This window comes from Nonomuraea phyllanthi (assembly GCF_006334985.2).
Taxonomy (GTDB): Bacteria; Actinomycetota; Actinomycetes; order Streptosporangiales; family Streptosporangiaceae; genus Nonomuraea; species Nonomuraea phyllanthi.
The window spans coordinates 73,074-85,203 of the sequence record NZ_VDLX02000006.1 but is presented as its reverse complement, the minus strand read 5'-3'; the positions used below and the strand labels follow the sequence as shown (position 1 = coordinate 85,203).

10 protein-coding genes are annotated in these 12,130 nt (G+C 74.1%); 4 read left to right on the top strand and 6 right to left on the bottom strand.

The window, feature by feature from the left end:
* Nucleotides 1-14 precede the first annotated feature (14 nt).
* Nucleotides 15-695 carry a phosphatase PAP2 family protein gene (locus FH608_RS17640; RefSeq protein ID WP_139631622.1) on the bottom strand — a complete coding sequence of 227 codons (681 nt, stop codon included), beginning with the start codon at nt 693-695 and terminating at the stop codon, nt 15-17.
* 45 nt (nt 696-740) lie between these two features.
* Nucleotides 741-2,915 carry a PP2C family protein-serine/threonine phosphatase gene (locus tag FH608_RS17635; protein ID WP_193318472.1) on the bottom strand — a complete coding sequence of 725 codons (2,175 nt, stop codon included), beginning with the start codon at nt 2,913-2,915 and terminating at the stop codon, nt 741-743.
* Nucleotides 2,916-3,222: 307 nt separating this feature from the next.
* Here FH608_RS17635 and FH608_RS17630 point away from each other — a divergent pair, with 307 nt between their 5' ends.
* Entirely contained in the window at nt 3,223-5,820 is a 2,598-nt protein-coding gene (locus FH608_RS17630) for a carbohydrate-binding protein (protein ID WP_139631620.1), read from the top strand.
* 100 nt (nt 5,821-5,920) lie between these two features.
* Complete coding sequence (locus tag FH608_RS17625) at nt 5,921-7,768, top strand: SMI1/KNR4 family protein (RefSeq protein WP_139631619.1); 1,848 nt, start codon at nt 5,921-5,923, stop codon at nt 7,766-7,768.
* Here the strand turns inward: FH608_RS17625 and FH608_RS51510 are convergent.
* A complete protein-coding gene (locus FH608_RS51510) occupies nt 7,740-7,901 on the bottom strand; it encodes a hypothetical protein (protein WP_226899642.1) in 162 nt (53 codons plus the stop codon). The genes FH608_RS17625 and FH608_RS51510 overlap by 29 nt on opposite strands.
* Nucleotides 7,902-7,971: 70 nt before the next feature.
* On the opposite strand from FH608_RS51510, the gene FH608_RS17620 reads away from it, so the two are divergent.
* Nucleotides 7,972-8,151: a hypothetical protein gene (locus FH608_RS17620; RefSeq protein WP_139631618.1), complete on the top strand. Its 180-nt coding sequence runs from the start codon at nt 7,972-7,974 to the stop codon at nt 8,149-8,151.
* Nucleotides 8,152-8,196: 45 nt separating this feature from the next.
* Here FH608_RS17620 and FH608_RS17615 read toward each other — a convergent pair whose 3' ends face one another.
* Complete coding sequence (locus FH608_RS17615) at nt 8,197-9,999, bottom strand: alpha/beta fold hydrolase (RefSeq protein ID WP_226899641.1); 1,803 nt, start codon at nt 9,997-9,999, stop codon at nt 8,197-8,199.
* Between the two features lie 112 nt (nt 10,000-10,111).
* A complete protein-coding gene (locus FH608_RS17610) occupies nt 10,112-10,723 on the bottom strand; it encodes a TetR/AcrR family transcriptional regulator (RefSeq protein ID WP_226899640.1) in 612 nt (203 codons plus the stop codon).
* 235 nt (nt 10,724-10,958) lie between these two features.
* On the opposite strand from FH608_RS17610, the gene FH608_RS17605 reads away from it, so the two are divergent.
* Complete coding sequence (locus FH608_RS17605) at nt 10,959-11,795, top strand: SAM-dependent methyltransferase (RefSeq protein ID WP_139631616.1); 837 nt, start codon at nt 10,959-10,961, stop codon at nt 11,793-11,795.
* Between the two features lie 13 nt (nt 11,796-11,808).
* Here the strand turns inward: FH608_RS17605 and FH608_RS17600 are convergent, their stop codons facing one another.
* On the bottom strand, nt 11,809-12,090 hold the full coding sequence (locus FH608_RS17600; protein WP_139631615.1) for a hypothetical protein: 282 nt from the start codon (nt 12,088-12,090) through the stop codon (nt 11,809-11,811).
* Nucleotides 12,091-12,130 lie beyond the last annotated feature (40 nt).

Below are 12,130 nucleotides of genomic sequence, written 5' to 3'. Positions count from 1 at the left end.
GAGTCAGCGGTCTTTCAGCGCGTCCCGACCTTGCGCGCGGGCCGGGGCTCCACGGGACGCCGGTCCCGTGGCCACCTGGCCAGGCCCGCCAGCGTCGCGGCGATCATCGCCAGGCCCAGGGAGATCCCGGCGACCACGTCGCTCACCCAGTGCACGCCCAGCGCGATCCGGGTGTAGCCGACTGAAAGCACCAGGAAGCAGGCCGCGGCCCAGGCTGCCTTCCGGCCCCGGCGGGACAGCGCGGGCAGGGTGAGCAGCAGGATCACCCCCGCGCCGAGGGTGACGTTGAGCGCGTGGCCGGACGGGAAGGCGTGGCCCTCCGCGAGCGCGACCGGGTCGGGCAGGAGCGGCCTGGCGCGGGCCACGACGAGCTTCAGCGCCGCGCCGAGCAGCCCGCCCACGGCCATGGTGGTGACCGCCCAGACGGCCGGCCTCGTCGCGCCCCGGCGGAAGAGCCAGACGGCGTACGCGACGACCGCGACCCGCCAGGGCCACGGGCCGAACACGTTCGTCCACACGATGAGCAGCCGCGTCACGCCCGGGTGGGCCAGCGCGTACGCGTGCAGCTCGGCGGCCGCCCGCGCGTCCAGCCCGTCGGCCGGCGCCCTGGCCACCACGAGCAGCAGGCAGAACGGGATGAGGACGAGCGCCGCCGCGAGACCGGCGACCGCCGGCTTCGCTCCGTCGATGCGCATCCCCGCACCGTACCCGGGACGGGGGCGACGATTCTCCGGCGGTGGTCAGCCGGACGACTTGCAGCGGTGCTCCAGCAGGAGCAGCGCGATGTCGTCGGCGCGCTCTCCGGTGTGCGGGGCGTGCGCGATGAGGCTGCCGCCCAGCTCCCCCAGGTCCTGGAAGTCGCGGGTGAAGTTGCCGGCCAGGGCGGCGATGGCACGGTCCAGGTCGGTGCCCGGCGTCTCGACCAGGCCGTCGGTGTAGAGGGCGAGCAGCGCGCCCGGAGGAAAGGGCACCTGCAGGGTGGGGTACTCGGCGTCGGGGTCGACGCCGAGCAGCAGCCCCGCCGGCACGTCGATGATCTCGGCGGGCATGTTGGGCGGGCGCAGCAGCGGCGGTGGGTGCCCGGCGGTGGCGGCGCGCAGGGTGCGCAGCTGGAGGTCGACGTGGATGAGCAGGCAGCTGGTGAACAGTTCGGTGTCCACGTCGATGAGCAGGCGGTTGGTGTGCTTGAGCACGTCGCCGGGGCTGGCGCCGGCGACCGCGTTGGCGTGGATGGCGGTGCGCACCTGCCCCATGAGCGCGGCGGCCGTCATGTTGTGGCCCTGCACGTCGCCGATGACGGCGGCGGCCGAGGTGTCGGTCAGCCGGATCAGGTCGTAGAAGTCGCCGCCGATGCCGACGCCGCGGGTGGCGGGCACGTACCAGGCGGCCACCTCGAGGCCCGGGATCTCGGGCAGGCTGCGCGGGAGCAGGGCCTTCTGCAGGGAGTGGGCGAGCCGGTCCTTGGTGTCGTACCGCATGGCCCGGTCCAGGGAGTGGGCGACCAGCCCGGCCAGAGCGGTGAAGGTGGCGCGCTCCTCGACGGTGAAGGGGTGGGACTCGCCGAAGGCGAGCACGCAGGCCCCGATCACCTCGTCGTAGACCGTCAGCGGAAGGAACGCCCAGGCGGACATCCGGTCGTAGTGCACGGCGTGCGGGTACCTCTCCCGCAGCTCGTCCCAGTCGGCGAAGAAGAGCGGCTCGCCGGTGCGCGCGACGTCCTCGGCGGGCAGGCAGGTCGACACGGGCATGCCCTCGAACCGTTCGATGACGTCGTGGGGGTAGCCGCGGGAGCCGACGATCCGCATCCTGCGGCCCTCGACCTTCATGATCGCCATGGCCTTGGCCTTGAACACGGGCATGACGTGGTCGGCGACGAGATCGACGATCTCCGGTACGTTCAGCGCCCGGCTCAGCGCCACCGCCAGCGGGAGGAAGCCGTAGGAGACCTCCGCGCGCGACAGGAGGGCCTGGCCCGGCAGGCCGTCGGCGACGGGGTCCTCCACGTCGACGGGCGAGATGCGCAAACTGATCCCCGCAGGATCCGGATAAAGACGGAATTTCATGATGCTGCCATCGGGGCCGCGGGCGACGTACGAGGTCATCTCCTGGCTCACCACCGCGGCGCGGCAGCGATCCTCGAACAGCGGGTCCTTCAGCCAGGGCGCCGCCTCCCACAGCGGCCTGCCCACCAGGTCGGACGCGTGGGCGTCGAGCAGATCGGCCGCCGCGGCGCTGACGAAGGTGATGCGGCACTCCAGATCCATGGCCAGACAGCCCACGCGCAGCCGGTCGAGGTAGTCGCAGACGGCCGAGGCGGGATGCTGCTCCGGCACGCGGAGCGCCATCGGGGTCACGATCCGGGGCTCGCCGGTGCGGTGCAGCGGCCGGTCCTCGCCGACCGTCTCCCGCAGCAGCGCGCCCATCCTGTCGCAGGCCGAGGAGATGGCTTCGAGCTCGTGCGGGGCGAGGTCGGATGGATGCGACGGGGGCCAGAGGAAGAGCATCGCCCCCCAGAGGCGCGTGCCGGTGATGATGGGGGCGGCGGCGATGGCGAAGGCGTACGGCGCGGCGAGCGCGATGGCGGGGAAGCGCCGGGCGAGCTCCTGGTGGCCCGGCACCCAGATCAGCCGGCGCTGGCGGGCGGACGCGGACGCGGGAGAGCCGGAGCTCAGCCGCATCCTCGCCCACGGCTTGGCGATCTGGCCCGGCAGGCCGACCTCCGCGTCCATGACGAGGACCGGCTCGCCCTCGGGCAGGACGTAGAAGACGGTGATGTGGGCGCCGGACTCGCGGGCGGCCCGCATCAGCACCTCGTCCGCCTCGGGCCCGTGCCAGGGCGGGACCTGGCCCTCGTGCACGGAGTGCTCCTCGCCGCCCTGGGGCGGTGCCGGCGCCGCGTGCGAAGGAATGCTCATACAACGACCGTATGAGGGGGGCGCCCGCGGCAAGAATCCCCATTGCCAGATCCTGGCCGCTCGGTGGGCGGAAATTAGCCGATTTTCCGTATATGTGCCGTTATATCGGCGCTTGCGGGCAGTGCCACCCCGGCGCCACCCCATCGCCACCCCGGCCTCCGGCCAGAGGGAACCCCGGCGTAACAATCCCGCAAAGGGGTCTTCACCCGACATTTGTGACCGGTCACACTAGGGAAATGCGGCTTATGTGACCGGTCACACGTTCTGGAGCACGCCCCCGCCCGCCCGCAGCAGGAGAGGACCCCCCATGCACCGACATCCGTTGACCCGGCAGGCCACCGTGGCAGGCGCCGTCACGGCGCTCGTCGCCGGCCTGGCCACCACCCCGGCCGACGCGGCCACCGCCCCGGACGTCGTCACCGTCGACTTCGCGCAGCGCACCGGGCCCGTCCACGGCGGGGCGACCGGCATGCTGTACGGCCTGTCGGACCCGGGCGTGCCCGGAGACGCCCTGCTCGCGGGCGCCCGGCCGCGTACCGTCGCGCAGAAGGCGCCGGACGGCGACCAGCACCCCAACGGCGACGCGCTGGTGATCGCGGACGGCTTCTTCGCGGCCGGCGGCACCGAGGTCGTCGTCTACATGCAGGACGTCTACAGCCAGTGGCCCTACGAGAACCTCGGCATCGACGACTACCTCGCCAAGGTCGACGCGATGGTCCGCAAGGTCGTCAGCGAGCGGCCGCAGGACAAGGGCAAGTTCGTCTGGGTGCCGTTCAACGAGCCGGACGGCATCTGGTACCAGGACTGGGCGAGCTCGAAGGAGAAGTTCTTCAGCGACTGGAAGGCCGTGGTCGAGCGCATCCGCTCGATCGACCCCGGCGCCCGCATCGCGGGCCCGAACGAGGCCGGCTACAACCCCGGGCGGCTGCGCGACTTCCTCACCTGGGCCAGGGACACCACCTGCGGCGACGGCACCTGCCTGCCGGACGTCATGAGCTGGCACGAGCTGCAGCGCGACAAGCTCGCCTCCTACCGCGGCCACTACGAGCACTACCGCCAGATGGAGCGCGACCTCGGCATCGGCCCGCTGCCCATCAACATCGACGAGTACGGCAACCGCCGCGACATGTCCGTCCCCGGCCAGATGATCCAGTGGATCTCCCTGTTCGAGGACACCAAGGTCGACGCCGACATGGCGTACTGGACCTACGCCGGCAACCTCGACGACCACGCCGTGCGCACCCGCCAGGCCAACGGCGGCTGGTGGCTGCTCAAGTGGTACGCCGACCTGACCGGGCAGACGGTCAAGGCGGTCCCGCCGCGGCTGGACACCGCCGACACGGTCCAGGCCGTCGCCGCGATCGACGAGCCGGCGCGGCGGGGCACGATCCTGGTCGGCGGCGGCTCCGAGCCCGTGCGGCTCGACGTCTCCGGGCTCGACCCGGCCGTCTTCGGCCGGCAGGTGGACGTGGTGGTGTCGAGGACGACCTGGTCCGGGTACGAGGGCGACGCGGTCAAGCCGCCGGTCGTCGCGGCCCGCCGTACCAGCGTGTCCGGGGGCAGGCTGAGCGTGGACCTGCCCGGCGGGGACGTGATGGCCGCCTACCGGGTCACCGTGGTGCCGTCCACCGGCGCCGCGCCGGAGCCGGACGCTCCCTGGTCGGTCTCGGTGGAGGCCGAGTCCGCCACGCTGACGTCGGCGCGGTCGTACGAGCAGGACACGACGGCCGACCCGCAGCTGTATGCGACGTCCGGCAAGCGGGACGTGGGCTCGATGAACCGGGTCGACTCGGCCGTGACGTTCAGCGTCACCGTGCCCCGCGACGGCCGCTACCGCCTGGGCGTCTATCAGGGCGCGAACAAGATCCCGGGCAGGCACGCGCTGTTCGTGGACGGCGCGCTCGACCAGATCGTGCAGTACTCGGCGACCCTCGGCTGGACCTACCGGGGCCGTACCGACGTCGAGGTCCGGCTGAGCGCCGGCACCCACGAGCTGTCGCTGCGCACCAGCGCCGACGGCGCGACCCTGCTGCCGGGCAGCGACGTCACCCTGGACAGGTTCGACCTCACCGAGGTCACGGACGGGCGCGCGGTCCACCCCGCCGACGAGGCTCGGCTGTCCGGGTCCGCCAGGATCACCCGGCAGGGCAGGGGCCCGGCCGTCGCGCTCGGCGGTGCCGCGCGGGCCACGTTCTACGTCGCGGCCCGCGAGGACGGCTACCACGACCTGGAGTTCGCCTACCGGGCGCGCGGAGCGGGCGACCTGCGGGTCACCGTGGACGACCGCGAGATCCCCGGCCTGCGGGCGACCCGCCCCGGCGAGTCCGCCTCCCGGGCCCGCGTGTACCTCCCGGCCGGCATCTCGCGGATCGAGGTCGGCGGCCCGGCCGGCCTGGAGCTCCGGTCGCTCACCACGGTCCGGGCCGGCGAGGCGGACGAGGCCGTCCACCGGGTCGAGGCCGAGCAGGCGCTGCTCTCCGGAACGGCGCAGGTGGTCGCCGTCCCCGCCACGAGCGGCTCGAACGCCTCCGGCAAGGCGTACATCGGATCCGTCGGGAACGGCGCGGGCAACACCGTGACCCTCCCCCGCCCGGACGGGTTCGGACCCGGCGAGTACGTCCTGGTGGTGCACTACGCCAACGCCGACAGGAACACCGGCCACCCGTACAACACCGACGTGATCAGCCGGTTCCTGGACATCACGGAGACCGGCGGCGCGACGACGCGCGGGGTGTTCCGGCACAACTACGCCTGGGACAACTTCTGGCCGCAGGCGACCCCGCTCACGCTCACGACCAGGGACGGCGCGATCGTCCTCGGCAACGCCAGGGCCTACGGCCCCAACGTCGACCGGGTCGAGCTCGCGCGGCTCGTGCTGGAGGTGGACAACGCGCCGCGGAGCTGACCTCCCGCGCCGGTCCGCGCGGCCTCGTGGGGTGCGGCGTCCCCGAAAAGATCAACTCATGTTAGAAAGGGGGCGCGTTTCCGAGGACGAGGTGTGCCGCGTGATTGACGACGTGCTCCGTGCGATGGCCGAGAAGATCGCGGCGGATGCGCCCGCCGGGTGGCGGCGGGCGGAGCTGCGCGGGTTCGCGACGGGCCGCGGCGGTTCCGGCCATCGCGGCATCACGTACGAGCCTGGCGGCGGCTGCGGCGACACCGACGTGCACGCGGAGCTGTCCGCCCTGCACGAGGCGGCCGGGGCGGCGGCCAGTGCGGCGGGCGGCCGGCTGACCGTCGAGCTGGTCGTCGAGGCCGGGGGCCGGTTCGAGGCGATGCTCAGCGAGCCGCTGGAGCGCGTCGAGGACGGCGGCTTCCTGTACGTGCTCGACCCCGACGGCCTGCCGCCCGAGCCGGGGACGTTCCAGCGGGGCCCGGTGGCCGCCGCGCCCGCCGGTGACCCGCGGGAGGCGATCGCCCTGCTGGGGGCGTACCTGCGCGAACGCGACCGCATCCTCGGCAGGGACACGTACGCGCCGCCGCCCGCGCTGCCCGGCGCCCGCCGCGCCCGGCTGGAGGCGCGGCTGCCCGCCCCGCTGCCCGACGACCTGCGCGAGCTCTACGCGCACGTGGACGGCGACGGCGGGGAGGGGCTGCTGAACCGGCACCCGTGGTTCGGCCTCGAACGGCTGGAGCACCAGAGCCGCCCGGAGAACCGCTGGTGGGCGGCGGGCCGCGCCTGGCGCGACCACCTGCGCCACCCCGTCATCACCGGCTCGGGCCCGGCGCTGGCGGTGCGGCGGATGTCGGACCATCCGCGCTGGATCCCGTTCGCGAGCGGCGCCGCCGGCGACTTCCTGGCCGTGGACCTGGCGCCGGGCCCGGGCGGGCGGCCCGGCCAGGTCATCCGCCTCGCCCCGCACCACGACGGCGGCCCGTCCCACGTCGCCGACTCGGTGACCGGGCTGCTGCGCCTGCACGTCAAGGCGCTGCGGACGGGCGCGTACCGGATGGAGGAGGGTGTGCTCCGGATCGACCTGGACGAGCCGGACGCGGGCCGGCAGTCGCGCTCGCTGACGATCAGCGGCCCCCACGCGGACCGGCAGCTGCGCCCGCCCACGAGCACCGGCCCGGACGCGCACCCGCCGGCGCCCGCGAAGCCCGGCACGGACCCGCCACCGCCCACCAAGCCCGGCACGGACCCGCCGGCGCGCACCAACCCCGGCACGGACCCGCCGGCACAGGCCGACCCTGGCATGGATCCGCCGACGTACCCGCCCGCCCATGCCGGACCCGACGCGGGCCGGCAGTGGCGCGCCGCGTCCTCGCGGGGCGCGCATCGCGGGATCGAGCGCCTGACGGTGGCCGACGCCCCCGGGATCGACCTCGGCCCGTTGCGCGGCGCGCCGGCGCTGTGGGAGGTGCGGATGACCAACTGCCCGGGAGCCGACCTGGCGCCGCTGCGTGACACGCCGGTGGAGCTGCTCGACCTGGCCACGGACGGCGTCGACCTGGCCCCGCTGGCCGGCCACACCACGCTCCGGATGGTGACGCTGAGCGGCGACCGGCCCGTGGACCTGGAGCCGCTGGCGTCGTGCCCCCGCCTGTACGGGCTGGACCTGTCTCGGGCGGCGATCCGCGACTACGGCGTGCTCGCCCGGCTGCCCGGCCTGCTCTACCTGCGGCTGCGGCGCGGCCAGTGGGAGGAGTTGTGGCGGCGCGCCGGCCGGCCGGCGGGGCTGGCGGCGGCCGGGCTGGCCGCCGAGCCGCGCCGGGACAGGGCACGGTGGTGGCAGGCCAGGCGGTCGGGCCGCGAGCCGTCGCCGTGGACGGCCGCCGCCTGGGCGAACCGGCTGGCCGGGGAGTCGGCCGACGTGCTCGTGGTCACGGGCCGGTACGGCCGGCGGCGGTGAGCGCCGCGGCGACGGCCTCGTCCACGCTGGGATGGACATCGAGGGCGTCCCACACCCTGGTGATCCGCAGCACGCGGGCCGGCATGTCGTGCACGACGGCGCCCCGAAGCGACCTCGCCGCCACCTCCGGCACCCGCCGAACCCCTCTCGGACCAGCGTCACACGCGTCACCCGGCGGGCGGCTCGGCAGCGGCGTCGCCGGGGTGCCTGCTCGCGCTGAGGAAGCCCCCCGCCGACGGCCCGGGAACGGGACGGCCGTAGGAGGCCGCGACGTCGGCGAGCCGCTGGACCTTCGGCCGCCGATCGCCCAGGCCCTCGGCGATCCCGGCCGGGCCCGGCGGGCGAACCGGCTGCTGGAGGAGTTGGCCGACCTCCTCCTGTGACGCCTCAGGCGGCCCGGCCGGCCGGCGTCGGACTCCCGTGACGCCTCAGGCCGGCATCGGGGCCTGAGCGCGTATCGCCTCGGCCAGTTCCGCGCCGTGGGTGAGCTGCGGGTGATGGCCCGCACCTTCGATCACGGTCACGCTCGCCCGCGTGCCGAGCGCGTCCAGCGCCGCCCGGCCGTCGCCGCTCAACGGGTCCTCGGCTCCCACGATCACGTGCACGCGGCCGGGGTAACGCCCGAGGGCCGCCCGGAGTTCGGCGCGCCACCGCTCGCGGCCGGCGGCGGACAGCATCCGCGCGACGTGGCCCGCCACGTGCCCCCGGCGCAGGTCCTCGGCGCTGGAGGCGAGCCGTTCCGCGTGGGCGGAGTCGCCGGTGAGCAGCCGTGACAGGGCGGCCGGACGCGCCCGGCCGAGATACAGCCGGGTCAGCGGGGCCACCCGCGTCGCCATCCCGGCGCGTGGCTGGAGGAAGAAGGGCGACACCAGGGTGAGCCGCCCGACCCGGCCGGGATGCGCGAGAGCGGCCTCGACCGCCGCGGCGGCGCCGATGGAGTGGCCGACCAGGTGCGCCCGGCCCGCCTCCTCGACCAGGGCGGCCAGCCACGCGGGCAGGTCGCGCGGATGGCCCGCGCTCATCCCGAGGCCGGGCAGGTCCACCACGCGGGCCTCGCCGAGCGCGACGGCGACCTCGGCCCACGTGTCGGCGTTGACCGGCAGGCCGGGCAGCACCAGCGTCGGCGCGCCCGGCTCGCCGATCCCGAACGTCCGCACGCCGGCGTGCCGGGTGAACCGCCGTTCCCGCCGCCGCGCCGGGACGGCGCCGAACCGGTGGGCGGCCAGGTGGTCGGCCCAGCGCAGGATCGACTCGGTGGTGCCGGGCAGGGCGAGCCCGTGGCGCCCGGCGAACGCGCGGGCAGGACCCGTGGGGTAGCGGTCGGCCGACAGGAACGTCAGCGTCTCCGGGTCCGCCCTGGTCAGCGCCTGCGGCAGGCGCCTCACCAGCGGCACGGGGACCCGTAGCCGGGGCGTCCTGACCTGGTAGTGCCGGCCCACGAGCGTGAGGAGGTCCGGCAGCGGCGGGGTGTCGTCGTCCAGGATCCAGTACGCGGCCCCCGCCGTCGCCGGGTCCTCGGGCAGCAGCGCCATGAACCGCGCCAGGTAGTCCGCGGTGATCACCGGGACGAACGTGCGCCCGTCTCCCGGCAGGGCCGCGAGCGAGCCGCGCCAGAGCTCGCGGATGGTGGAGGCGAGGCCGAGTCCCTGGTCGGACTCACCGCTCGCGGCGGGCCCGATCACGCTGGAGGGGTTCACGACGGTCCAGGGCACGCCCAGCCGGTCGGCGGTGGCCCGGAGCACGGCGTCGGCCTCGACCTTGGACGCCTCGTAGGGGCCGAGACGCCGGTACGTACGCCGTACGAGATCGTCGCTCCACGGCACGGCCGCAGGGCCCTGGCCGCCCACGCGGTAGCCGGAGACGTGTACGAGCCGCCGCAGGCCGGGCAGCCGCGCGGCGAACGGCACGATCGCCTGGACGCTGCCGACGTTGGCGTGGCGGGCCTCCCGCACGGACATGCCGAAGCGGTACGCGCCGGCGCAGTTGTACACCTCGGTGACGTCCGCCCAGGCTGCCGGGCCGTCCTCGATCAGCCCCGGCACGCCGAAATCGACCCGGACCCGCGCCGGGACGGTCGTGCACCCCCGCTCGGCCAGCCAGCTGCTCAGCCCGGCGTGGGACGCGCCGTCGCGGGTGGCGACGGTGACCCGGACGCCGGCCTCGTCCAGCGCCAGAACCAGGTGCCGGCCGATGAACCCGGTGGCCCCGAACACCAGCGCATGCCTGCTCACGACCCCACCTTCGCGCAGCCGCAAACCGCCCATCCCCTCGCGAGGCTCGCCCCACCGGAGGCCGCCCATCCCCTCACGGGCCTTCCACCGCCGGAGGCCGCTCGCCTCGCCATCAGGCCGCACCCCCCGAAGCGCCCGCCCCGGAGGGTGGTTGGTCGAGCAGGGGCCCGAGCACCTGGGCGGCGTCGCGCAGGGGTGCCACGTCGCGCCGGGCGCGGGACACGATCACCGCCCCCTCCAACGAGCTGACCACGGTCGTGGCCAGGGCGCGCGCCGCCGTACGCGGGTGCCCGCGGCCGACCAGGAGGTCGGTCACCGGCCCGATCCAGGACTCGAACGCGGCCGCGCAGGCGGCGCGCAGCCGTTCGCTGTCCGCGCCCATCTCCAGCGTCACCACGGACACCGGGCAGCCCAGCCGGTAGTCGCTGCCGGTGAGGAGGCCGGTCAGGACGTCGACGACCCGCCGCAGGACGTCCCCCGGGCCTGCCGCCTCGGCGGCCGTGCCGGTCACGAGCGTGCGGAACTGCTCGGCCGCCAGCTCGACGGCCTGCTCCCCGAGCGCCTCCTTGCCCTCCGGGAAGTGGAAGTAGAGCGACCCCTTGGGCGCTCCGGCGTGCTCCACCACGGTGGTGAGCCCCGTGCCGCTGTAACCGCGCGCCTGGATCAGCTCCAGCATCGACGTGACCAGCCTCGCGCTGGTCCGCGCTCCCTTGTCGGTAACCACGCCGGTCAAAATAGACCGGTCTACATATTTTGGCAAGCCCGGTGGCCCAGGGCGGCGGACGGACCGGTCAGAGCCCTGTCCCCCAGATTCTGGTCACAAACATTTCCCGAAATAACCGGTCTATCGTATTGCCATTGACTGGAATTGTTGGAACATATGGTCATAGTCATCGAGTGAAGTCCAAAGATCGCTTACCGCGACAAGGGGTGGCGGCGAGGGGAAAGGGGCAACGCTCATGCACCAACGTGCCGTCCGAAACCTGGCCAGGCTTGACACGACGCAGGCCAGAATCACGCGCATATTCGACGCTGCCGCCGGCGGGAAGAACAACTTCCTGGTGGACAAGGACATGGTGCGGCATTTCGATCAAGTGACCCCCGCGCTGACCACCGCGGCCCGCGCCGTCCTGCAATTTCTGTCCCGCGCCGTGCACCATCTGGCCGCCGTCGAAGGCGTGGACCAGTTCCTCATCGTGGGCAGCGGGGTCCCCAGCGGCCTGTCGGCGGGGCACCGGCTGCACGACATAGCCCGCCGCGCCTCCACCAGTCCCGACCTGCGCGTCGTCTACGTGGAGAACAACCCGATGGTGGTGACCATGGCGCAGGCCACCATCGAGCCCTTCACGGACTCGGTCCGCGTCGTGGACGGTGACCTGCGGGAGATCGACGAGATGCTGCGTGACCGCGTGATCCAGACGTTCCTCGACTGGGACCGTCCGCTGGCCGTGCTGGTGCTGTCCACGCACTGCCTGGACGACGACGAGTACGCCCACTACCTCGTCAAGCGCCTCCGCCACGCGGCCCCGAACGGCAGTTTCCTCGGCCTGCTGCACACCACGTTCGACGGCGTGCCGCCGGAGTTGCTGCCCGCCATCCGCGACATGCTCGCCATGACGCTGCCCCGCCTGGCGATCCGCTCGCGCGAGGAGGTGCGGTCCCTGCTGGACGGCCTCGACCTGGTGGAGCCCGGCCTGGTGTGGGTGCCGCAGTGGCGCCCCGGCGGCCACGACCTCGCCTGCGGCGACGCGCCCCACTCGTCGGGCAACTACTGCGCCGTGGCCCGCATCCCCTGACCGGAACCCGCGGTCAGGCCGCCGCCCCGAGCAGGACGGCCAGCGCCTCCGCGAGGCCCGGCGACGGCTCGCCGGGCACCGTGTAGACCTTCCCCGCTCCGTCGCCCACGATGATCCGGTACGTCACCAGGCCGGCGCCCATCCCGCCCGCCTCGTGCCCCGTGGTCGACTGGACCGCGGTCAGCGCGCCGTACACCTTGGCGGCCTCCCGCTCGGGCAGGTCGTCGGTGTCGTAGGCGGCGACGGTCTCCTCATTGCCGGCGAATCCGCCGGCTTTTTCGATCTTCACACGCATGTTGCCCCCCTGCACTTCCAGTCTGACCTGGGAAGTCACC